Genomic DNA, 22,878 nt, shown 5'->3' with positions numbered 1-22,878 from the left:
CGGGCCGACTGCCGGCACTGCGCCGATGGCGGGGGCACCCGCGGTGAACGCCGTCGCGATCTTGATGGTGCACTCCGTGGCGGACCCCCCTTGAGTCTGCGGGAGCGTCTTCCGTACCGCACCATCACGGTCGCCCCATGCCCTGCATTCGCCGTGGGGTGTGTGCGGAGACGACCGCCGGGAGGGTTGGGCCCGTTCGGCCCTCCCAGGGACATGCGCGTGGCGCGTAGAGGTGGGGCATGGCCGCCACCGTGCTCGTCCCCGAGGACGGGGAGGAGATCCGCGAGCTGCTGCGCCGTTGCCTGGAACGCACCGGTGACGAGGTGCTGACGACAGGGTCGGGCGCCGAGGGCGTACGGCTGCTCGGCGACCGCGGGATCGACCGTCCGTGGCGCGGGGCCCGCGTTCGCGCCGGAGACAGTGGCGGCCTCGGCCTCGCCATGGCCAAGGAGCCGGTCACCGCGCACGGCGGCAGGGTCACCGTGGGCTCCGGACCGGGCGGCGGGACGCGGATGACGCTCCCGGCTGCGCGGGGCCGTGACCGACGGGTCACGGCTCGTTTCCGACCCCAGCGCGGGGTCGGGAGTTACCTCTCAGGCAAATACCCCCGGGGGTATTTGACGCTGTCCTCCCGACCACCGTACTCTCGCCGGAGAGATACCCCCCGGGGTAATTGAGGAGGCAACGAAGTGGCTCGTGAAGTGACCCCGGAAGGGTTTGCGGCGGCCTGGGTCGACGGCGCGCTCGTGGTCGACATCCGGAAGGCGGACGAGCACGCCGCCGGACACGTGCCCGGCACCCGTCTGATGGCGCTGCGCACCCTGCCCACACGGTGCGGCGAACCGCCGCTCGGCCGCCCGGTGTTCGCGAACTGCGCCAGCGGCAACCGCAGGAGGACCGTCGCGGACCGACTGAACTCCCGCGGCTTCGACGCCTACTCGGTGACCGGCGGCACTGGTACGTGGGTCCGCGCCGGCCGCCCCGTCGCGGCCGGTTCATACGCGCACGCCGCCTGACCCCCGTCCACCCCCGCACACCGGCCAGCCGGAAGGGAGCACCACCTTGGCCGCCATACCCTCTCCCTCCCCCAAACGCTCGGCTTCGCTCGCGCCCGGGGGGACCCCCATCACCCCGATCTCCGGCCGCCACCGCGTCGCCATCATCGGCGGCGGTAGCGCCGGCATCAGCGTCGCCGCCCGCCTGCGCCGCGCCGGCGTCAGTGACATCACCCTGGTCGAACCGTCCGACACGCACTGGTACCAGCCGCTGTGGACTCTGGTCGGCGGCGGCCAGGCACCCCTGCGCGTCACCCGCCGTCCTGAAGGGTCGGTCATCCCGGACGGCGTGCGGTGGATCCGTCGCCGCGCCCTGGCCGTCGACCCCGAGAGCCGCACCGTGACCCTGTCCGGCGGCGCCGAACTCACCTATGAACACCTGGTGATGGCACCGGGACTTCAGCTGGACTGGGACGGCGTCCCCGGCCTCGGCGAGGCCGTGGGACACGATCGGGTGAGCAGCAACTACGCGCCGGAGTACGCCCCGCGCACCTGGGAGCTGGTCCGCGAGATGCGCTCGGGCACGGCCGTCTTCACCCACCCGGCGACCCCGCTGAAGTGCGGAGGCGCACCACAGAAGATCGCCTACCTGGCCGCCGACCACTGGCGCAGGCGCAAGGTCCTCGACGACATCCGTGTCGTCCTCGTCCTCCCCGATCCGGCGATGTTCAAGGTGCCCGCCTGGTCGCAGGTCCTGGAGGAGGTGGCCGCCCGCTACGGCATCGAGGTGCGGCTGCGCTCCGAGATGACCGCCGTCGACGGCGACGCCCGCAAGCTCACGATCACCGACCACGCGCACGGCACCAAGGAGACCCTCGGCTACGACCTCCTGCACGCCGTGCCGCCGCAGAGGGCCCCCGACTGGGTCAAGGCGAGTCCGCTCGCCGACCCGGCCAGCCCGCAGGGCTTCGTCGCCGCCGACAAGCACACCCTCCAGCACCCCTCCTACGGCAACGTCTTCGCCCTCGGCGACGTGGCGAACCTGCCCACGTCCAAGACCGGTGCCGCGGTGCGCAAGCAGGCCCCGGCAGTGGCCGGCAACCTGCTCGACGTCATGAACGGGCGCTCCCCCTCGCACCGGTACGACGGCTACACGTCCTGCCCGCTGGTGACGGCCCGGGACCGGATGCTGCTCGCCGAGTTCGACTACGACCTCAACCCCACACCCTCCTTCCCGCTGCTCAATCCCTTCAAGGAGCGGCGCTCGATGTGGCTGTTCAAGCGGTACGGTCTGCCGCCGATCTACTGGCACGGCATGCTCACCGGCCGCCTCTGACTGGTCGGCCCTGGCCTCCCCCGGCCCGGGCCGACCACCACACTCCGCCCTCCGACAAGGGCGGACCAGACCCTTCTGCATCCCCCAGACATTTGATCCCCGTCCCACGTGGAGGTCACCGGACCATGTTCTTCGCCCAGTACTACCTCGACTGCCTCTCCCAGGCGTCGTACATGATCGCCGACGAGAGCACGGGCAGGGCCGTCGTCGTCGATCCCCGCCGCGACGTCTCGGAGTACCTCACCGACGCCGCCGCCCACGGTTTCACCATCGAGGCCGTGATCAACACCCACTTCCACGCCGACTTCCTCGCCGGCCACCTGGAGCTCGCCGACCGCACCGGCGCCTGGATCGGCTACGGACAGCACGCCGTGGCCGAGTACCCGATCCACAAACTGGTCGACGGCGAACGCATCAGCCTCGGCGACGTCCAGCTCCAGATCCTCGAAACCCCGGGCCACACCCCGGAGTCGATCAGCGTCCTGGTGTACGAGCACTCCGGCGACGCCGTCCCCTACGGCGTGCTCACCGGTGACGCGCTGTTCATCGGCGACGTCGGCCGGCCCGACCTGTTGGCCTCCATCGGCGTGACCGCCGACGAACTCGGCAAGATGCTCCACGACACCATCCAGAACAAGCTGATGGCCCTCCCGGACGCCGTGCGGGTCTTCCCCGCCCACGGCGCCGGCTCCGCCTGCGGCAAGAACCTCTCCACCCAGCGCCAGTCCACCATCGGCGCACAGCGCGCCACCAACTACGCGTGCCGGCCGATGAGCGAGGAGGAGTTCGTCGAGCTGGTGACGGCCGGGCAGCCGTCCGCGCCCGCCTACTTCGTCTACGACGCCATCCTCAACCGCAAGGAACACGGCCTGTTCGACGCGTCCGCCGCCCCCCTCCCGCTGACAACCGAGGAGTTCATGCAGCGACGCGCGGCTGGAGCCGTCGTGATCGACGTCCGCCCCCCGCAGGACTTCGCGCCCGGGTACCTGCGCGGCTCGGTCAACGTCCCCGCCGACGGCCGCTTCGCCGAGCAGGCGGGCATGGTCGTCGCCCCCGAGCAGGAGGTCGTCGTCATCGCACCGCAGGACCGGGAGGAGGAGGTGGTCACCCGGCTGGCCCGGATCGGCTTCGACAAGGTCGGCGGGTACCTGCGCGAGCCCGAGGGAGCCTTCCCGGCCCTGGCCGACGAGATGGAGCAGGCCAGCCGCCTGACCGTCGACGAACTCCGCCGGCTCCTGGACAGCGACGAACCGCCGCTGGTGCTGGACGTGCGCAACACCGCCGAACGTGAAGAAGGCTTCATCGAGGGTTCGCTGCACATCCCGCTGGCCGAACTGGCCCGCCGCATCAACGAGATCCCGGCCGGCCGGCCCCTGGTCGTGCACTGCGCAGGCGGCCACCGCTCCTCCATCGCCGCCAGCCTCCTGCGCCACAAGGGGCACACCGACGTGTCTGACCTACTCGGCGGCTACGGCGCCTGGCTCGCCCTGCCCGCACCCGCCGACGTGTGATCCCCCGCGCGACGGGCGGCGACCGCTGCAGCGGTCGCCGCCCGTCGCCACACAAGGACGCTTCACGGACCACCGGGAACACTCGATACCCGACCAGCCCACCGACACCGGAGGCGGAGCGACGCGCCCGCCAGGACGTCCAGGAGCGGCTCCTCCACCGCTTCCCGGATCTCCCCTCCGAGGCACTGGCGACGGCAGTGGCGGAGGCGTTCGCGTTCTTCGCCGACGCGCGCGTACGGCACTGCGTTCCCGTCCTGGCCTACGCACGTGCCTCGGGGCAGCTGTCCGAGCCCTTCACCGCCCTGGGTGTGAGTGCGAGAGGTGGCAAAACGTGAAACCGACCCCGAAGTGCGTCCTGGACCGATCCCGCCCCTGCAACGCCTGCATCGCCCCGGACTCGCGCAGCTGCCCCTACCCCTATCTGCTCGCAGGGGACGACACGATGGACCCGGACACCGACACCGACACCGACACCGACACCGACACCGACACCGACAACACCGACGACGATTCCGCGCAGGCGGAGAAATGAGGCGCAGGACATGGACGCGGCGAGCTGGGACGAGCGCTACCGCGGCGGCGAACTGGTGTGGAAGGCCGAACCCAACCGGTTCGTCACCGAGGAACTGGCCGGCCTGAAGCCGTCCGGTCGGGCGGTGGACCTGGCCGCCGGCGAAGGCCGCAACGCGGTGTGGCTCGCGGAGCGGGGCTGGGAAGTGGACGCCGTCGACTTCTCCGCCGTAGCCCTGGAGAAGGCTGAGCGGCTGGCCGCCGACCGGGGGGTAGGGCTGCGCACCGTCCACGCCGATCTCACGCTCTGGGCGCCTGCGGAGGCGACGTACGACCTGGCGCTGATCGCGTACCTGCACCTGCCGTGGCCGGACATGGCCCGGGTGCTGCCCCGGGCCGCCGCTGCCGTCCGCTCGGGCGGCACCCTGCTGCTCGTCGGCCATGACGCGGCCAATCCCGAGCGGGGATACGGCGGCCCACAGGATCCGCGCGTGCTCTACACCGCCGAGCAGGTCGCCGACCTGTGGCGGCCCTACGCCGACATCCTGCGGGCCGAGACCGTCACCCGGCCGGTGGCCCACGCCGAGGGCGACAACCGCACGGCCCTCGACGCGCTCGTCCACGCCGTGCGGAGATGACGCCGGCCCGCGCTGTCCGGCCGCTGTACCGGGTTTGGTCGCCAGGTACCAGTCGGCGAGCTTGGCGCTGTCCTCGGCCAGTCGTCGGCGAGTCGTCGGCGAGTTCGGTGAAGGCGACGAACGCGGTTGGTGCCCGCCGGGGTGAAGTCCGCCGGGTGGCTGAAGAAGCACCCGCACCGGACGGCGTAGTCGGACAGCAACCAGACGGGGCCGTGGGCGGTCCCGGCCTCGAAGTCCGGCGCCGTGTCGCCGGTGGGCGGCAGGCCGACGGGGTGCAGCCGGGGCCGTTCGGTCCTCGTGCCTGATTGCGAGGCGGTATGCCCAGCCGGGCATGTTGCCAGGGCGTTCGTGGCGGGCAAGCGGGTCCCGGGGGTGGTAGGCCCGACCGAAGACATACCCGGGTGGGTACTCCAGTGGGGACCAGCGGCCCCTGTCTGGCCGCCATCTCCCGCACCACAGTGAGGTCATGGGCAAACACATCGTGATTCTCGGCGGCGGGACCGCCGGCACCATGACGGCGAACCGCCTGTGCCGTACGTACGACGACCGGCGCGAGTGCCGGATCACGGTCGTCGACCAGGACGACGACCACCTCTACCAGCCCGGCCTGCTGTTCGTGCCCTTCGGCCTCGCCCAGCCCGACCACCTCGTCCGCCCCCGTCCCCGGCAGCTCGACGCGGCCGTCGACTACAAGCAGGCGCGGATCGAGCGGGTCGACCTGGACGCACGGACGGTGCACCTCGCCGGTGGCATCAGGTTGCCGTACGACGTCCTCGTGGTCGCCACCGGAGCGAGGCTGCTGCCGGAGGAGACCGAGGGGCTGACCGGTCCCGGCTGGGGTGAGAAGGTCTTCACCTTCTACGACCTGCCCGGAGCCGTGGGCCTGCACGAAGCCCTGGAACGCTTCGAGGGCGGCCGCCTGGTGATCGATGTCGCCGACCTGCCTCTCAAGTGCCCTGTTGCACCACTGGAGTTCGCCTTCCTCACCGACTGGTACCTGCAGCGCCGAGGCATCCGCGACCGGGTCGAGCTCACGTACGCTACCCCGCTCGACGCGGCCTTCACCAAGCCGGTCGCGGCGAAGGCGCTGGGCGGACTCCTCAAGGAGAAGGGAGTCGAACTGGTCACGGAGTTCACGCTCGGAGAGGTCGACGGCGAACGCGGGCGGCTGGTGTCGTACGACGAACGGGAGGTGCCCTTCGATCTGGCGGTCGTGGTGCCCCTGCACGGCGGAGCAGAGTACGTGGAGCGCTCCGAGGGCCTGGGTGACGAACTGGGGTTCGTCCCCGTCGACCCGCACACGCTGCAACTCCCGGGTCATCCTGCGGTGTTCGCGATCGGGGACGCGGCCGGACTGCCCGCCTCCAAGGCCGGATCGGTGGCCCACTTCGAGGGTGAGGTGCTGGTGCACAACATCGGCCGTCACCTTGCCGGGCAGCCGCTGGACGCCTCCTTCGACGGGCACGCCAACTGTTTCGTGGAGACCGGCTTCCACAAGGCGCTCCTCATCGACTTCAACTACGACACCGAGCCGCTGCCCGGCCACTTCCCGGGCCCCCTCGGCCTGCCGCTGCTGAAGGAGTCGCACGCGAGCCATCTCGGCAAGCTCGCCTTCGAGTGGCTTTACTGGCACAGCCTGCTGCCGGGCCGGGAACTGCCCGGCATCGGCTCGGCCATGCCCGAGCACGGCAAGAACCGAGCATCGGCCTGAGAACCGCGTGCCCGTCCGAGGCCACGTGTCCGTCCCAAGGGAGAGGGATCGTCATGCCCACCACCACCTACGCCGGCAGCGCCGTCCCCGTCGACGACGAGGGTTTCTTCACCGACCCGGCCCGCTGGACCGAGCCGATGGCCGAGCAGATCGCCAAGGAGGCCGGCATCGACACGCTGACCGACCGGCATTGGATCGTCATCCGCTTCATGCGCGAGCAGTACGCGGCCAAGGGCACCGGCCCCACCGTGCGCGTGCTCGGCAAGACCTCCGGCGTCAGCGTCAAGGAGCTCTACCAGCTGTTTCCCAAAGGACCGGCGAAGACGGCCGCGAAGATCGCCGGTATCCCCAAGCCCCGCGGCTGCATCTGAGAGGGAGCACAAGCTGCCATGGCCGACACCGCAACGATCGAGAAAGTCTCCATCATCGTCTCCAAGGGATCCCTGGAGGGGATCTACCCGGCCCTGATCATGGCCAACGGCGCCCGCGCCGAGGGCATCGAGGCCGACTTGTTCTTCACCTTCTTCGGCCTGGACGCGATCGCGAAGAAGCGCTGGGAGCACATCAAGTTGGCCACCGTCGGCAACCCTGGACTGCACCTGCCAACCCTGCTGGGCGGCATGCCAGGGGTCCCGGACCTGGTCACCCGGTACATGGAACGCAAGATGGACAAGCTCGACATCCCACCGATCCCGGAGTTCATCGAGATGATCGCCGACACCGGGGCAGGCATCTACGCCTGCAAGGCGTCCGTCGACCTGTTCGAACTCGACAAGGACGACCTGGTCGAGCAGGTCCACGGCATCATCACGGTCGGCGAGTTCTATGAGCACGCGGCCGGCGGCCAGATCATCTATACCTGAGATGGCCGGCGCAGGCGCCGGGCACGGGCTGCCGGGCGGGATGCGGCGCGTGCCGGCGGTGGTCGCTCAACCCTAGGGCGACCAGCGCGAACGCCAGCAGGTATCCGCTACTGATCCGCTGCACGGTGGCCCGCGAGCTGCCGAAGTCCCAGCCTCGCGCCCGCCGCTGGAGTCCGCGTGACGCGCGGGTGGCCCCGTCGGGGCCCGCCGCCTGGCGCGGCCTTCGGCATGCTGGAGCCCGCCCTCAGCTCCTACTGCGTACGGGCCCGGTAGGGGATGTTCCTCCGGCTCGCGACCCTTCGGGCCGCGGGGCCCCGCGGGAAGCGCGTGGAGGAAACACCGGTGGACGCCGTGCCGTCCGGGGCCGTCGCCCGGGTGGACCGTGGCGGTGGTGGCCGGTGCCGCCCGGTTCGTGGTGGTGCTGGACACCACCGTCGTGAACGTCGCCCACTTCCTGATCCCGAGGTGGACTCCGGTCGGCCCATGCACATCGCCTCGTCGCCCTCCATCCCCGGCGCGGCCTCAGCCCCTCAGGTCAGCCGAACTCTCTGAGGAACCATCTCGACCGCTGTCCCCCATGCGCCAACTCATGCTTCTATGGCGGAAGTTGTGGCGTTACGGGGAAGCCGTGAAGAGTTCACGCACGGTTCTCGGCACTCGGTCACAGCAGCGGAAACTCGAAGAGCCCACTCGGCGCTTCCGGACACATGGGGCGCCACCCATACGAGGGGAGAACGACCAACGATGTTCAGCCTGGTACGGAACAGAGTGCGGACGGCCGCACTCACACTCTCGGCCGTCACGGCCCTCGCCTTCGGCACAACCGGAGCCTCAGCGGCCCCCGCTCCTGCTCCTGCTCCTGCTCCTGCCAAGCAGGGTCCGACCTCGGTGGCGTACATCGAGGTGAACAGCAACAGCATGCTCAACGTCGGCAAGTACACGCTCGCCAACGGCGGCGGCAACGCCTTCGACGTCGCCGTGATCTTCGCGGCGAACATCAACTACGACACGAGCACGAAGGCGGCGTATCTGTACTTCAACGAGAACGTGCAGCGCGTCCTCGACAACGCAGCCACGGAGATACGGCCGTTGCAGCGGAAGGGCATCAAGGTCGTACTCTCGGTGCTCGGCAACCACCAGGGCGCGGGATTCGCCAACTTCACCTCTCAACAGGCGGCTTCGGCGTTCGCGAAACAGATGTCGGACGCCGTGGCCACCTACGGTCTCGACGGCATCGACTTCGACGACGAATACGCTGAATACGGCAACAACGGCACGACCCAGCCCAACGACAGCTCGTTCGTGTACCTGGTGACGGCATTGCGAGCGAACATGCCGGACAAGATCATCAGCCTCTACAACATCGGCCCCGCAGCATCGCGCCTGTCCTACGACGGCGTCGACATCTCCTCCAAGTTCGACTACGCCTGGAACCCGTACTACGGCACCTGGCAGGTCCCCGGCATCGCACTGCCCAAGTCGAAGCTGTCCCCGGCGGCGGTTGAGATCGGCCGCACCGCACAGAGCACGGTCGCCTACCTCGCCCGCCGCACCGTCCGCGAAGGGTACGGCGTCTATCTGACGTACAACCTCGACGGCACCGATCGAAGTGCCGACGTCTCCGCATTCACCAGGGAGTTGTACGGCAGTGACGCCGTCTACACGCCGTAGGGTGCCCGCGCGCCCCGGCAGCCGCCGCTCCCCTCAGCGAGCCCGCCTCGCCCCATAGCGCCACGCCTCGTACGGACGCGACGACAACGATGTCAAGGATGCGGATCGCACGCCCGCCTGCTGCCCCACGACGGGGCGGCAGGCGAGCCCATCCCCACCCGCGAGATGCGCGATGACCAGCACGGCCAGACCGGTCACGAACGCCCGACGACCCCACCACCCGGAGAGGTCGGCGGGGCCGATGCGGAGCCCCACCACTCACTCATCACACAAGGACAACTACTGTGAGCAGGAGCCGGGCATCCTTGGTGCAGCTCACGGAAGACTACTGATGGCCAAACCCCCTCTCGGACCCCTTCCCGAAAACGAGCACCTCGGTGGACGCGATGCCCATGGGTGCCAGGAAGCTGGCCTCCAAACTGCAGCCGAGGCTCGCGAAGAGGTCCACGCAGGTCTGGCGCGGCATGGCAGCCGGGTAGGAGTCGTGCCCTGCGCCGCCCTTCGTCGCCCATGCGTGCACCGAGGCCGGATCCAGACAGGTCTCCGTCATGACGTCGAAGACGATCCGGCCACCGGGTCGCGTCACGCGCGCCATCTCGAAGAAGTAGCGGGAGGCACCGAGGAAGGTCACCGTGTTGAAGACCTTGTGGGCGTGCACGAGGTCGATGCTGTTGTCAGGCGTCGGAGCGAGCGTGAATCCCGCGACCGGCTGGGCGACCACACCGAAGGTGTCCACCAGATAGTCGGCCCAGGGCGCCGCCGTCTCGTAGACCTCGTAGCGGCCCGGTGAACACTCCCTCAACGTCTTCTCCAGATACCGCCCCGACCCTGGCCCGATCTCCAGAACCGTCTCGGGTCGGGCGGCGAAGACGCCCAGAGCACGCAGCTCGTCGATGGTGGACTGGGTGGCGCCCGGCGTCCCGCTCATGACCTCGTCGATGTAGTCCCCGATCGGCAGACCGGCCGCCCGCGCGGCCCGCATCGTCGCCTCGAACGGGATGAAGTCGTCAACGCCACCACGGTTGTTGATACTGCGTACGATGTCGAACCCGGCACGCCGCAAGAGGCGCCTGGCCCCCGACTTCACCACAGACATTCCCTTTCCTGCCGCGCCCATCAGCCCTGCCCCTCCCGCTGCGCCGTTGCCACCGCGAGCCGGGGCGCGGCGAACCCCGTTCCACAGGTGAACCGCAACAGCGGCCCGAACGTCGCCGCCGCTGGGGTCCCGGTGGAGTACAAGCTGGGTACCGAGGACCTGACCCCGGCGTCGAGGTGCGGACACCTGGCCCTACGGACCAGTCGGGTCCGCAGGTCGGGGGCCAGGAAGTCGACCGCTTCCGGGCTCACCCGGCGGCCGGTGGCCACCACGACGTGGCCGGTGCACAGACTGCGCGTACGACGCTGACCGTTCCGCATCGTCACTTCGACGCCGTTCCCCTCGGCTCGCGCGCCGATGACGTGCTGCCTGGGGGACATGGGTGCCACACCCCCCGGACACGGCGTGAGCCACCACGACCCGAACGGCGCGAGCACCCGCCGCCACGGCTTCAGCCGCACCTGCTGCGACACACACCGGAAGGCGGTCCCGTGACGCACCACCCCGTACGAGCCCCACGACCGCCCCAGCGGCGTGTCCGGCTGCCGATGCGGAGGCGGCGTCGACCCGCCGCCGAACCCATCGGATACCAACTGCCCGCCGGACCCACGCCCGTCACGGACGAACGGCTCCACCGGCACCTGGTCGTGACCGCTCAGCCGGCTCTCTCCCACCTGCCGGCAGTAGACGTCCGGCGTGAAGCCACGCCGCCGCCCACCGAGCATGGACACACTCGGCGGGGACTTGAGCAACTTCCCCTCGGACATGTTCCGGTCCCAAGCCACCATCGGTGAACCTAAGACCCTGACGTTCAGGCCACCCGCCGTCAGGCGCGCGGCAGTGGACAGGCCGCGCGGGCCCGCCCCCATCACCACGACGGGCGCGAGTGCGCGCGTCGTACCAGATATGCGAGACAAGTGACTTCCCCCTGGCGCGGGACTCGCATAGAGCCCGCTCCGGAATGGCGAATGGAACCGCCCTCGTCGTCGAAGAGCGGGTGGACACCAAAAGCCGTACGCGTGCCGCGACGACAGATCAGACAGCGGCGTACGGCAGGGGAAGGAACGGCGGGCCACGGCGAACCACCGCGCCCACGAGCAGAGTCGATGCGGGAGGAGCCCGGGTCGGCCCGGGGATCAGGTGCCGGGCAGCACCGGCCCCGGTCAGCTCGTACGAGGTGCAGACGGGGGCGAGGAGCCTGCGCAGCAGTGCGCGCAACGCGCCCCACTCTTGCCCGGCGACGTACCGCACCCGGCGCCGGCTCCTGTCGAGGCCGTGCAACAGGACCGCGCACAGCAGGGTCAGCGCAACATGGCCGACCACCACGCTCCATCCGGCATGCACGGCTGTCGGCAGCAGGGCGTGCGCCCGGAATTCGACCGCGCTGTCGGCGAGTACGAACCAGTATCCGACAGCGGCCTGACAGCCGAACGCCAACGCCACCTGTTCACGAAGGGACTTGTCGCCCCCGGCCCCCGGCAGCGCCACGGCGAACAGGAAGCACACGGCCAGCACCTTGACCAACCACGACGGGCTCGACGCGAAGGCCAGATGATGGACGATCCCCGTGACAGCGGTTCCCAGCACGGAGAAGATCGCAGCTCGGGCAACAGCCACCGGCACCACCCGCGGCATGCGACCGCGACGGCGCAGACCGGATGCGCGTGTCGAACCCCCCATCACCTACTCATGATGGGGCATATGTCGCGCGCTGTCACCACCGCGCACAGTGGTCGCGGCACGTCGTTAGGACCGGTCGGACCACGACAGGGCGGCTTTCGGCCGACCGCACCCGCGTCCCACGGACTGGTCCGAGGGTCACAGGTCCACAGCTCCACAACTACGAGTCAGCAACCTGGTTCGACGCCAACGACCGTTAGATCGCACCCGACTTCAACACCTACGGCCACTGCCAGACCAAGCAGGACTACCTCGACCTCATGGCCCACCTGGAAGGCCCGGAGCACACCACGCCCCCCGAGGGCTACCAGGCCCCCTTCTACACGGCCGACCGCGAAACCGAGATACGGGCAGCGCACCCGCACTTCCATACGCGGCTGGAAGCGGAGATCGCCGCCGGACGCTGGACTCCCCCATTCGCGAGGAAACGGAGGCCTGACCGACTGGGCTCAAGCCACACACGGGTCTGCCACAGGGTTGGAACCGGGGCAGACCTATCGCCTACTGAGCCGCGAAGCTCACGAACGCTGTCCAGGCAGCAGTGGCGACCGAGAAGGCAGGTCGGCTTGTGTCTTTGGAGTCACGGACGCAGATAGCACGGACGCAGTCGGCGACCTCGACGCACTCTCCGCCAGCCCCACCGCTGTAACTGCTCTTCCGCCAGGACAGTTCCTCCGCCGCACTCGGGGTCTCGTTCACTTCACACCTCTCCAAGCAGCTTCTCGATGAAGTCCAGCGACTCTCGCGGGGTGAGAGCCTGAGCACGGATGATGCCGTACCGCGAGGCGATCCCCTGAACTTCTCGCCGGTCACTGACCATTGTGCTGCGTCCCTGAGCTTCCAGGTAAGCCACCTGATCGCCTCCGGCCCGATACAGCAGGGTGAACGGACCGTCCACCCCAGCGTTGTCCTCCCGGTCGAGCGGCATGATCTGGATCTCGACGTTCCGGAAGGCACCGACCAGCATCAACTGCTCCAGTTGACCCCGCATGACCGTCCAGCCACCCAAGGGCCGACGCACAACCGCCTCATCGATCACGAAGCTCAGCAGAGGCGCAGGTCTGCGCTCGAAGACATGCTGCCGCGCGAGTCGGGCCGCGATCCGCTGTTCCACGGTCTCCTCGTCCAACAAAGGACGCCACATGCCGAACACCGCCCGCATGTACTCCTCCGTCTGAAGCAGTCCAGGCACCGCCTGAGTTGCGTACACCCACAGCTCAACCGCCTCCCCCTCCAACCGCGCCGCGTCCCGGAAGAACGCCGGATACTGGGCCCGAGCCACCTCCTCCTTCATCTCCTGGAGGACCCCGCCCGCGTCCAGCACCTGGTCCGCCTGGTCGATGAACCTCGGTGGCGGCACCCGGCGCCCCTGCTCGTACGCGGCGATGGTGGAGACCGAGTACCCCGTCACCGAGCCGAACTCGGTCCGCTCCAGGCCCGCCCGCAGCCGGAACCGCTTCAACTGGCGCCCGAAGACCCGCAGGACACCGGTACCGGCGTCCGGTCCCGGCCGCCGCTCGTCACCGTCACCGTCGCCGCACTCGGACGCCTCGTCCATCAGCCCCGTCGGTTCGCTCATCCCCGTACCACCTCCCCCGGTCAACGCGTCCCCGCGCCGGCCGTCACGCTCCGTCCCGCCTACACCCGCGTACCGCACGCCTACAGCCACTCTCCGTGTGCGCGTCGTATCTGTTCACGCTAGGACGGCATCGACAGCGTGGACCACATGAACAGCCGAACTTCCCCCGCACGGCGTCCCGAAGCCGGAGCCGGAGCCATGGATGCATCCGAGACCAGGACCGAGGCGGCGTCCGAGTCCGGGACCGCTCGCCCCCTCCACGAGTTCGCGATGGCCTTCACCTCCTCCCCGCGCGGCGCGCGCCTCGCCCGCAGGCTGGTCTCCCACCGCCTCGACGCGTGGGGGCACCCGTACGGCAGCCGGGTCAACGACACCCTCACGCTGATCACCGCCGAGCTGACCGCCAACGCCGTACGGCACGGGCACGTCGTCGGACGGGACTTCCACGTCCGGCTCATCCAGGGCACCGACACCCTGCGAGTCGAGGTCACCGACACGCGGACCGAACGCGTCCCCCTGCTCTCCGACCGGGAACCGCCCGGCGACGCGGAGGCCGGCCGGGGTCTGCTGATCGTGGCGGGGCTGGCGACCCGCTGGGCGGTCGCCCCGCGCGTGGGCGCGCCGGGCAAGACGGTCTGGGCGGAACTCTGTCCGATGTGAGGTGCACGCGACTCGGCCATCGTCGACCGGTTTCACGCCAACGACCGGGACGGCCAACCCTCGTGGGCGCCCGGTGTCAGTGGCGGGCGTTAGTGTCGTTCGCCCGGCAGGGAGCCGGTCAACCCAGGGGGAGCACGAGAGCATCATGCCCGACCACCACACCGGATACCGGATCTCCGTCGTCGACGAGGACCCGCTGCGCGCCCGCAAGGAGGCGCGCGAACTGCTCTCGGCGCTCGCCGAGGCGGACTCCACGGCCACGCTGGACCTGCCCGAACCGGGCAGCCTGGCAGGGGTCGGTGACAAGGGTGCCCCGTCCGCCGAGACCGTCGGGCTGCTGCTGAGCGCCGGTTCGTTCGTCGCCGCGCTGGTGCAGACGTGGCTGGCCCGGGTCCCCCAGCGCACCCTCGTGGTCAAGCGGCCCGACGGGGCGACCCTGCACATCACCGGCAAGGAGGCCCGCGAGGACGACACGCTGGTCGAGCGGTTCCTCGCGGACGACGGCGACGACGGCACCACGGCGGGCTGAGCGGCCATGACCGACAACGACCGGCACGCGTTGCTCGTCGGCGTCTCCACGTACGACAGCGAGAAGTACCGGGACCTCCCGGCCGTACGGGCAGACCTGCACTACATGCGGGCGGTCCTGGAGAACACCGAGATCGGTATGTACAACGAGTGCGCGTCGGCCGCCGAGCCGACGCGCGCGGAGATGCTGCACGCCGTGGAGACGTTCCTGGAGGCCCGGCAGCCCAGCGAGACCGCGCTGCTCTACTTCAGCGGGCACGGCGAGTACTGCGAGCAGGACGGGCAGCTGTACTTCCTGACCCGGGACACCGACCCGGCCGACCTGCCGGGCACGGCCGTACCGGCGGAGTTCCTGGAGCGGATGCTCCAGTCCTGCCGGGCCGCCTCCAAGCTCGTCCTGCTGGACTGCTGCTCCAGCGGTTCCGTCGTCCAGGGCTGGACCGCCAAGGGCCCGTCGGGGGAACCGGACCGGCCCGCGCCGAGCACCCTGCTGCGGCCGACCGGCGTGTACTTCATCACCGCGTCCGACGCGCTCCAGGCGGCCTCCGCGATGGCGCCGCCCGGGTCGAGCCTCGGCACCTCCCGGTTCACCGGGGAGATCGTCGAGGGGCTGCGCAACGGCCGGATCAAGGAGGGCGGCTGGATCACCCCGGACGACCTCTTCGACTACCTGACCGCCCAGATGACCCGCGACGGAGTACCGGAGGAGCAGCGGCCCACCAAGTCCACGATCAGGGCCACCCGTTCCCTCCCCTTCGCCCGGTCGGTGGCCCGGCCCGTGCGCCTTCCCGCGCTCCCCCACGACGCCACCGAGGCCGCCCGGCGCTCCCCCGCCCTGCTGAAGGCCCGGGAGCTGGCCGAGGCGGACGAACGGGACGGCGTCGACCGGCAGCAGCTGCTGCGGTACTACGCGGATTGCCTCACCGCGCAGGCGGCGGCCGGCATGCGACCCGACCGGGACGCCGGCCGCGACAAGAAGTACTTCCTGCTGGCCCGGGGCGAGGAGACCGTCCAGTCGGGCCGCGGACCGCACATTGTCGCGCCCCGATCCCTGCCCCGGCCCCAGGACGGGCGGACCGGCTCGGGCACCGAGGCGGCCAGCCGGCAGGAGTACTGGTACGGCTATCCGGCGATCACGCTGCCCGCGCGGGACGGCGGCCGGGGGCGGCGCGCGACGGTGGAGCTGGCGCCGCTACTCATCCAGCAGATGGAGCTGGCGCCGGACGAGGAGGGCCGGGACGTGCTCCGGCCCAGCGGGGTGCCGTCCCTGCACAGCGGGGTCGTGTCGGAACTCCTGGACGCGGGCGACGCCGCCGACCTGGTCGCCCGCTGGCAGCCGGCCTGGCAGGAGGGCAACGACGCCCAGATGCTGCGCGCCGTACGGGAGTTGCTGGAGGAGCTGGGGCTGCCGGAACTCGAACCGCTGGACCCGTCCGCGCTCAGCGACCGCACCGTGATGCAGGCCCTGCGGCCCGGCGCGCACAACGCGGCCGTGCTGCTGGTGCCTTCGGGCGCGGAGGCCATGGCCACCCAGGCGCTGGTGGACAACCTGCTCCAGATCTCCACCCGGACCGCACAGATCGCGGGCACCGCCCTGGACGCGCTGCTGAACGGCGGGGCCCGGCAGGCGCCGGCCACGACCGCCACCCCGGCGAACCCGGTGACGCCCATCGCTCCGGGACCGTGCAATGAGAGCCAGGAGCAGGTGATCTCCTCGGCGATGACCCAGCCGCTGACGGTGGCGACCGGGCCGCCCGGCACGGGCAAGAGCGAGGTCGTCACCGCGGTCGTCACCACCTGCGTCGCCGCGGGGCAGTCGGTGCTGGTCGCCTCCACGAACAACGAGGCCGTGGACGTCGTCGCCCGGCGCTGCGACGACATCGCGCCCGGCCTGCTGATGCGGACGGGCAACAAGGAGGCGCTGGAGCGGGAGGCGGCCGCACTGGAACGGCTGCTCGCCGAACCGCCCGGGGCACCGCGGCGCGGATCGGCCACCGTGGGCGGCGAGCTGCGCAACACCCGGGGGGCGGCCGACCGGCTGCGGGCGGAAGCGGCACACCGCGTCGGCGAGGAGGAGCGGCTGCTGGACCTGTTCCGCGACCGGGAGGAGCGAGCCACCGCGCTGGAGCTGCCCCTGTCCCTACTCGAAGGGGCCTGGGCGGCGGACGCGGACGGCGTGGCACCGCTGGGCCGGTGGGCGGAGCGGGCACGGAAGACGGCCGGGGCCCGCTGGTGGCAGCTGGGGGCATGGCGGCGTGGGCGCGCGCTCGCCGCGCTGGTCTCGGCGGTGGCGGAGCACCCCGAGGGGGCAGGTCCGGCATGGCCCGACTGGGCGGCGGAACGACCGGCGCCGCCGGGGCTGCTGGAGTCCCTGGCCGGGGTCGTGTCCGTGGAACGGGAGGTGCGGGAACTCGTCCGCAGGCACGAGGAGTGGGACGAGGAGGGGCTCAAGGAGTCCCGGCTCACGACGGCCGGGGCCCTGTCCGACCTGTCGGTGGAGCTGTCCCGCGCGCTGTCCGCCGAGACTCTCGGCCGGGCCACCGGGCTCATGAACCAGCGGCTCCAGGCGCTGCGCCGCCGCTCCGGCTACCAGCGCAGCCAGAAGAACCTGATGGCGCACATCAAGGGATGGGCCGTCAGCACCCACTCGGTGCGGCAGCTGGAACTCGCCCCGCAGCTGTTCGATCTCGTCGTCATCGACGAGGCGAGTCAGTGCTCCATCCCCGCGGTGCTGCCGTTGCTGTTCCGGGCCCGCCGGGCACTGGTCATCGGTGACCCCATGCAGCTCGGGCACATCCCCGGCGTCTCACCGCAGCAGGAGCGGCAGGCACGGACGCGGGCCGGACTCAGCGCCGCGCAACTGGAACACCACCGCCTCACCTACCACGTGCACTCCTCCTACCACGCGGGCGAACAGCACGGCGACCGTGCCCTGCTGCTCGACGAGCACTACCGCTGCCACCCGCGGATCGCGGACGTCGTCAACGGCCACTGCTACGGCGGCCGTCTGCGCGTGCTCACCGACGTACGGCGGCAGGTGCCGGCGCACGACCCGGTGGGAGCGGGCGTCCCGCCGCCAGTGCTCGGCTGGGTCAACGTGCCGTTCGGGGAGTCGGCGCGCGGCGGCGACGGGCAGTCCTGGCGGAACACCGTGGAGGCGGAGGCCGTCCGGCGCGTGGTCGACGGACTGCTGGCGGGACTTCCGCCGGACGCGACGGTCGGAGTGGTCACGCCGTTCCGGGCGCAGAAGGAGAACCTGGCACGGATGTGGCGGGACGACGACCGGGTCCGGGTCGGCACCGTCCACACCTTCCAGGGCGGACAGCGCGACGTGATGGTGCTCAGCCCGGTGGCGGCGCCCAACACACCGCCCCGGACCACGCACTGGGTCGCGAGCCAGGTCAACCTGTGGAACGTGGCGATCACCCGGGCCAAGTCGCAGCTGATCACGGTGGGCGGCCATGCCTTCTGGCAGGACCAGAGCGGCCTGCCCGCCCTCCTCGCGGCACGCTCGGCACCGCTGGGAGCGGGCGACGACGGCACGACGGCCGAGGCCGACCGGCCCGGCCCGGTGACCGAGGCCCGCGCGGACCTCGCCGACCGGCTCCAGCAGTACCTCACCGGGCGCGGCGTCACCGATCTGGAGCGGGCCGTGCCGGTGGGCGGACACCCGGTGGACCTGCTGTTCACCGACGCCGGGGAGAACACGGCGGTGCTGATCGACCCCGGCCCGGGGCCCGGCGAAGACCCGGCACGTCACCTCCGGCTGACCCACGTGCAAGGCGACCTGCTCACCGGACTGCCCTCGGGCGGCTGTGGTGCCAAACCCGGCCCGGTGAGCCGGACGGTGCGGGTGCCCGCCTGGCGGATCCTGGCGGGCGAGACCGCGCTGGCACCACTGTTCGGCTGAGCCCCGGACCGGATTACTTCTTCGCCTTCGTCCTCTTCGCGGGCTTCAGCACCGCGCGCTTGGCACGTCTGGACGATCGTCCCGGAGACCGAGCCGGGCCTGGCCGGTGTCGCGTGCACGCTGGACGACCACCTCGCCGGCATGGACGAGGGCCTGCGCAGGCTCGCCGCCGGCACGGGCGAGCGCGAAGTGGTGCTCACCGGTCTGCTGGCCCGCATCGCCGAGTTCGACGCCCTGATGCACGACCACCTCAGGCTGGAGGAGCGCACCATGGTGCCGGTCCTGCGGGAGAAGGTGACCGCCGAGGCGTACCGGGCGATGCTCGCCTCCCTCGCCTTGGGACACGACCCCATGGACTTCGTGCCGACGATGCCGCTGCTGCTGGAGCAGGCGGTCCCCGACGCCCGGGAGTTCATGCTCGGCGGCATGCCGCCCGCCCTGCGGGCCCGTTACGATGCCGAGTTCGAGCCCGCCTACCGGGCGCTGGTCGCATCCTTGCCCTCCGGCTGAACCCGCCCGGCACAGCTTTCTTCACAGGTCTTCAACACGAAACGGTGTATCTGGCATGAGACTTCTGGTCATCGGAGGAACGGTCTTCCTGGGCAAGGCCTTCGTGGCCGGCGCCCTCGCCCGCGGCTGGGAGGTCACCACCTTCCACCGCGGCCGCTCCGGCGCCGACCTGCCCGGCGTGGAGACGATCACGGGCGATCGCGAGAACGAGGCCGACCTCGCGCGGCTGGCCGCCGCGGGGCCCTGGGACGCGGTGGTCGACGTGTGCGGGTACGTGCCGCGCACGGTCGGCGCCTCGGCCCGGGCGCTGAGCCCGCAGGCCGGCACCTACCTGTACATCTCCTCCATCAACGCCCTCCAGCCCTGGCCCGCGGCCCCAGTGGACGAGTCCTCGCCGCGTTTCGCCTGCTCCCCCGACGCCGGACCCGACCACGGCCAGTACCCCGCGCTGAAGGCCGGCTGCGAGCGCGCCGTCGAACGGGACTTCGACGGCCGGGCGCTGGTGCTGCGCCCCGGCGTGGTCATCGGCCCCGGCGACCGCATGCGGCGCATCCCCTACTGGCTGCGGCGGGCCGCCCAGGGCGGGCCGATGCTCGCCCCAGGCTCCCCCGGCCGCACGATGCAGCTGATCGACGCCCGGGACATCGCGGCCTTCGGTCTTGACCGCATCGCGGCGGGCGGCTCCGGCACCTACCTCACCACCGGCGAGCCCTCCAACGCCACCTGGGGTCAGCTCATCGACTGCGTGGTGTCGTTGACGGGCGCCGGCACCGAGCCGGTGTGGGTGGAGGACGCGTTCCTCGCCACCCAGCAGATCCCGCCGTTCGTGACCGTGCCGTTCTGGGCGCCGCCCATGGAACAGCTTGCCGGCGTCTGGGGCTTCTCCTCGAAGAAGGCGCTGGAGGCCGGGCTGCGCTGCCGCCCCTTCGCCGAATCCGTGCGCGACACCTGGACCTGGATGACGGAACAGGGCGGCATGGAGGAGGCGTTCGCAGAGTACCGCTACCCGGACCAGACGCTGACCCGTGAACGGGAGGCGCAAATCCTGGCAGCCTGGGACGCGCGCGAGTCCGGCTGACCTCCGGCGGGCCGGAGAGACCTGTCGGGGAGACCGAATCCCAGCGCCACGTCGCGGCGGAACACCGGGCGCAGCATCCGGGCAAGCACATCGGCCCGGCCAGCCGCCCGCCGAGCGCCACGGGGACGAACTCGGCACCGAACCCGACCGCGTCCAGCCGCCGTTCGGCCTCGGCCGACAGCTCAAACCTCTCGTCCGCCGCGAGCAGGGCGACGAATCCGACCGGGTTCGCGGCGTCGTCAGGGTCCCCGAAGGCGTTCTCCACTTCCGTGATCCGGCGCCGCACCCCGGCCTCGGCTTCCGTCACTGCCTGGCTCACCAGAAACTCCTCGTCGGAAGCCACTCGCGCAGCTTCGCCCATTCCCTCGCGAGTTCCCGCTCCACCGCGCTCAGCGGGACATCGGGCCGCAATCGCTCCGGATGCCCGGGCAGCGGCTCGGCGAGCGCCTCCCGCTCACCGCCCTCGGGAAATCCGCCCAGCAGCGTCTCGCCGAACGCCACCAGCCCGCGCCACACGCCCTTCGTCCCGCGTACGGCCCACCGGGCCACCCAACGCCTGACACCTCGGAAAGCCAACCGGCTCACCCCCAATCCCCCGCCACCCTCACTTCACCGGCTAGCCCCCCGCTCGACCACGGGACTCGGCCGGCTCGTGCGGGGCCGAGGCTTGCTCGCAGGTGCCCCCGGGGAACACGAGAAGACCTGGCCGCCAAAGCGACCAGGTCTTATGACGATGTGTCCCCGACGAGGACGATCGGGCTGGTGTCGGGGGCGTCGCGCAGGCGGTGAAGGCGACGGTGTAGCGGACTGCGATACCCCCGGTGATGACGATGGCGAGACCGATCCCGGCGCTCGACGGCCTCCATGACGGCCGGCATCGCGAATCAGATCGGAAGGTCGTCGGGCAGCACTCGGAACACCTTGTGCCGGCCCCATGGGCGCACAGCCCGGAACACGGTTTGCACCGCGGTCGCTACACCCTCCTGAATCCGCAGGTCAAGCGACCTTCGCAGACGATCGACACCGTTCATCCGCTGGCCGGGCGGAAACAGGTCGAGTAGCCGAGGAACGCCGCAAAACCGCAGGTCAGGCGTCCTTCTTCACCGGCTCCAGAATGGCGACACACTCCACGTGGTGCGTCATCGAGAGCACGTCGGGGAAGCGGGATGCCGCATGAGCGCAGGTCAGCGCGGGTGTCAGCCACATTGCGTGGCCTGGGAAACGCCCGGAGCGTCAAATGCACCGCGAAGGGCCACCGCTCGCAGCACCGTCACGGCACTGAGGTCACCAATTCCCGTAGTCCTCCTCCAGCCGTGCCAGAGGCTCGCGTGGTCGGGCTGCAAGCTCGGCCTGGTGTTGTTCGTGCCACAACAGGCCGAGCTCTGCGCCCAGTTCAGCGATCACGTTGACCGAAGGCCAGTGATCCTCCGGTCGCTGATGATCGCTGCGCGGGATGCGTCCCCCGCCACGTCTCCCCGCTCACCGTGCACGAGCTCGTCAGCTGCGCCGAGGGGCAGGTTCTCGCCGAGCGGTCGACATCTCACATGCCGAGGAGCCCCGACTCCATGGCCCGGACGACCGCCAGAGTCCGGTTCGGGCAGTTGAGCTTGGCCAGAATGATGCCGACCGTGCGCTTGACCCCGTGTTCGGAGACACTCAGCGATCGGGCGACCTGCCGGTTGCTGAGCCCCTCGGCGATCAGGCGCAGCACCTGATGTTCACGTGCCGTCAGGGATATCGCCGACGCGCGCTTCGAGGTGCTTCCGTCCCCGACCTGGTCGGACGCCGTAACGGACCGTCGGGCCAGGGTCGCAGACACATGGAAGCGTCCGGCCTGCACATCGACGATCGCCGCACGCAGGGACTCGGGGCAGAGATCCGCCCAGTCCAGGAAGCCGCTCGCGTGATCGGCCCAGGACTGCTCGACCACGTCCGACGAGTCCACCAGGATCAGTACGGGCGTGTTTTGCCTGCGCAGCCTTTCGGAGATCTCGTCAGGTACGGACTCCAGGGCAGTACTGTCCGAGATGACCAGCCAGCCGTTGGAGAAGGACGAGAGATCTTCGGCATTCGTCACGGATTGAACGGTCAACTGGATGTCGAGTGAACCAAGCATTCCCTCGATACTGTATCGACGGATTTCTTCTTCGATGATCAGCGCTATAGCGGTACGTGACCAAAGCCGTCCGGTGCGCAGGGAAGCTCGTTCGTCACGTACGTCAGGCGCCACGTCATCTATCCGAATGCTGTAGTTCTCGCACTTCCTGTCACTCGATATCGGTTGCCAAAATAACCTGTTCTTTACGCTGCCCATGTCAACGATTCCCCCGTTACCCATGTCACTTCCCCCGTTTATTTATGCCGCAAATCCGGAAGGTTTACTTCCTGATACGTGAGCATGGCACGGAGTGACGCTGACTGTCTACTCCACAGTGATCAGCCCCGTTCGATCCCTCGGGGCTGCGGGGCTGTTTGCCGCGTTCGTTGGTCCCGACCTGATCGCGTATGCGCCTATGCCGGGTTCATCCCGACGATTCGGGGGGCGTGCGGTGCACCGGGAGAGGGTGGGGGCGGCCTCGACGGCCCGGACGTCGTGCGTCAT

The 22,878-nt window shown here is 70.3% G+C and carries 23 protein-coding genes; 16 read left to right on the top strand and 7 right to left on the bottom strand.

Annotated features, from left to right (window positions below; all coding sequences use genetic code 11):
• Nucleotides 1-239: 239 nt before the first annotated feature.
• The 11 genes from LK06_RS34560 (at nt 240) to LK06_RS25765 (ending at nt 9,235) form a co-directional block, all read left to right on the top strand.
• Nucleotides 240-677: an ATP-binding protein gene (locus LK06_RS34560; RefSeq protein WP_043432523.1), complete on the top strand. Its 438-nt coding sequence runs from the start codon at nt 240-242 to the stop codon at nt 675-677.
• 12 nt (nt 678-689) lie between these two features.
• Nucleotides 690-1,016 carry a rhodanese-like domain-containing protein gene (locus tag LK06_RS25810; protein ID WP_039656791.1) on the top strand — a complete coding sequence of 109 codons (327 nt, stop codon included), beginning with the start codon at nt 690-692 and terminating at the stop codon, nt 1,014-1,016.
• A gap of 46 nt (nt 1,017-1,062) precedes the next feature.
• Nucleotides 1,063-2,331 carry an NAD(P)/FAD-dependent oxidoreductase gene (locus tag LK06_RS25805; protein ID WP_275674144.1) on the top strand — a complete coding sequence of 423 codons (1,269 nt, stop codon included), beginning with the start codon at nt 1,063-1,065 and terminating at the stop codon, nt 2,329-2,331.
• Nucleotides 2,332-2,456: 125 nt separating this feature from the next.
• Nucleotides 2,457-3,842, top strand: a complete 1,386-nt coding sequence (locus LK06_RS25800) for an MBL fold metallo-hydrolase (RefSeq protein WP_043406672.1) — start codon at nt 2,457-2,459, stop codon at nt 3,840-3,842.
• Nucleotides 3,839-4,177 (top strand): three-helix bundle dimerization domain-containing protein, encoded by a 339-nt coding sequence (locus tag LK06_RS33445; protein ID WP_086083507.1) that lies wholly within the window; start codon nt 3,839-3,841, stop codon nt 4,175-4,177. The genes LK06_RS25800 and LK06_RS33445 overlap by 4 nt, the downstream gene beginning before the upstream one ends.
• On the top strand, nt 4,174-4,374 hold the full coding sequence (locus LK06_RS33440) for a hypothetical protein (protein WP_043432521.1): 201 nt from the start codon (nt 4,174-4,176) through the stop codon (nt 4,372-4,374). Before LK06_RS33445 ends, LK06_RS33440 begins: the two co-directional genes overlap by 4 nt.
• A 10-nt stretch (nt 4,375-4,384) precedes the next feature.
• Entirely contained in the window at nt 4,385-4,990 is a 606-nt protein-coding gene (locus LK06_RS25785) for a class I SAM-dependent methyltransferase (protein WP_039656795.1), read from the top strand.
• 466 nt (nt 4,991-5,456) lie between these two features.
• Nucleotides 5,457-6,701: a type III sulfide quinone reductase, selenoprotein subtype gene (sqr, locus tag LK06_RS25780; protein ID WP_043406681.1), complete on the top strand. Its 1,245-nt coding sequence runs from the start codon at nt 5,457-5,459 to the stop codon at nt 6,699-6,701.
• Between the two features lie 53 nt (nt 6,702-6,754).
• A complete protein-coding gene (locus tag LK06_RS25775) occupies nt 6,755-7,072 on the top strand; it encodes a TusE/DsrC/DsvC family sulfur relay protein (protein ID WP_039656798.1) in 318 nt (105 codons plus the stop codon).
• An 18-nt stretch (nt 7,073-7,090) separates the two neighbouring features.
• The gene (locus LK06_RS25770) at nt 7,091-7,564 is read left to right on the top strand and encodes a DsrE/DsrF/DrsH-like family protein (protein WP_039656800.1); all 474 of its coding nucleotides are present in this window, start codon (nt 7,091-7,093) and stop codon (nt 7,562-7,564) included.
• 744 nt (nt 7,565-8,308) lie between these two features.
• The gene (locus tag LK06_RS25765) at nt 8,309-9,235 is read left to right on the top strand and encodes an endo-beta-N-acetylglucosaminidase H (RefSeq protein WP_043406683.1); all 927 of its coding nucleotides are present in this window, start codon (nt 8,309-8,311) and stop codon (nt 9,233-9,235) included.
• 325 nt (nt 9,236-9,560) lie between these two features.
• On the opposite strand, the gene LK06_RS25755 is transcribed toward LK06_RS25765, so the two are convergent.
• The 5 genes from LK06_RS25755 to LK06_RS25730 all read right to left on the bottom strand — a co-directional run bounded on the left by LK06_RS25755 (nt 9,561) and on the right by LK06_RS25730 (nt 13,590).
• Nucleotides 9,561-10,331, bottom strand: a complete 771-nt coding sequence (locus tag LK06_RS25755) for a class I SAM-dependent methyltransferase (protein ID WP_234367505.1) — start codon at nt 10,329-10,331, stop codon at nt 9,561-9,563.
• Between the two features lie 20 nt (nt 10,332-10,351).
• A complete protein-coding gene (locus LK06_RS33435; protein WP_159025210.1) occupies nt 10,352-10,711 on the bottom strand; it encodes a hypothetical protein in 360 nt (119 codons plus the stop codon).
• A gap of 655 nt (nt 10,712-11,366) precedes the next feature.
• Nucleotides 11,367-11,948, bottom strand: coding sequence for a hypothetical protein (locus tag LK06_RS25745; protein WP_159025340.1), 582 nt, complete (start codon nt 11,946-11,948; stop codon nt 11,367-11,369).
• A gap of 564 nt (nt 11,949-12,512) precedes the next feature.
• Complete coding sequence (locus LK06_RS25735; RefSeq protein ID WP_078858728.1) at nt 12,513-12,710, bottom strand: DUF397 domain-containing protein; 198 nt, start codon at nt 12,708-12,710, stop codon at nt 12,513-12,515.
• Nucleotide 12,711: 1 nt separating this feature from the next.
• Nucleotides 12,712-13,590 (bottom strand): helix-turn-helix domain-containing protein, encoded by an 879-nt coding sequence (locus LK06_RS25730; protein ID WP_043432517.1) that lies wholly within the window; start codon nt 13,588-13,590, stop codon nt 12,712-12,714.
• Between the two features lie 147 nt (nt 13,591-13,737).
• On the opposite strand from LK06_RS25730, the gene LK06_RS25725 reads away from it, so the two are divergent.
• The 5 genes from LK06_RS25725 to LK06_RS25705 all read left to right on the top strand — a co-directional run bounded on the left by LK06_RS25725 (nt 13,738) and on the right by LK06_RS25705 (nt 20,276).
• Nucleotides 13,738-14,250, top strand: coding sequence for an ATP-binding protein (locus LK06_RS25725; RefSeq protein ID WP_039656892.1), 513 nt, complete (start codon nt 13,738-13,740; stop codon nt 14,248-14,250).
• A 145-nt stretch (nt 14,251-14,395) separates the two neighbouring features.
• Complete coding sequence (locus LK06_RS25720) at nt 14,396-14,779, top strand: effector-associated constant component EACC1 (protein WP_039656817.1); 384 nt, start codon at nt 14,396-14,398, stop codon at nt 14,777-14,779.
• 6 nt (nt 14,780-14,785) lie between these two features.
• The gene (locus tag LK06_RS25715) at nt 14,786-18,688 is read left to right on the top strand and encodes a caspase, EACC1-associated type (protein WP_039656818.1); all 3,903 of its coding nucleotides are present in this window, start codon (nt 14,786-14,788) and stop codon (nt 18,686-18,688) included.
• A 141-nt stretch (nt 18,689-18,829) separates the two neighbouring features.
• Complete coding sequence (locus LK06_RS25710; protein ID WP_043432515.1) at nt 18,830-19,198, top strand: hypothetical protein; 369 nt, start codon at nt 18,830-18,832, stop codon at nt 19,196-19,198.
• A 55-nt stretch (nt 19,199-19,253) separates the two neighbouring features.
• Entirely contained in the window at nt 19,254-20,276 is a 1,023-nt protein-coding gene (locus tag LK06_RS25705; RefSeq protein ID WP_043432514.1) for a Rossmann-fold NAD(P)-binding domain-containing protein, read from the top strand.
• A 315-nt stretch (nt 20,277-20,591) separates the two neighbouring features.
• On the opposite strand, the gene LK06_RS25700 is transcribed toward LK06_RS25705, so the two are convergent.
• Nucleotides 20,592-20,825: a DUF6059 family protein gene (locus LK06_RS25700; RefSeq protein ID WP_043406697.1), complete on the bottom strand. Its 234-nt coding sequence runs from the start codon at nt 20,823-20,825 to the stop codon at nt 20,592-20,594.
• Between the two features lie 991 nt (nt 20,826-21,816).
• The gene (locus tag LK06_RS25690) at nt 21,817-22,353 is read right to left on the bottom strand and encodes a helix-turn-helix transcriptional regulator (RefSeq protein ID WP_217350001.1); all 537 of its coding nucleotides are present in this window, start codon (nt 22,351-22,353) and stop codon (nt 21,817-21,819) included.
• Nucleotides 22,354-22,878: the final 525 nt, after the last annotated feature.

It is taken from the genome of Streptomyces pluripotens (assembly GCF_000802245.2).
Classification (GTDB): domain Bacteria; phylum Actinomycetota; class Actinomycetes; order Streptomycetales; family Streptomycetaceae; genus Streptomyces; species Streptomyces pluripotens.
The sequence above is the reverse complement of the archived record's forward strand: the minus strand, read 5'-3'. Positions and strand labels throughout refer to the sequence as shown.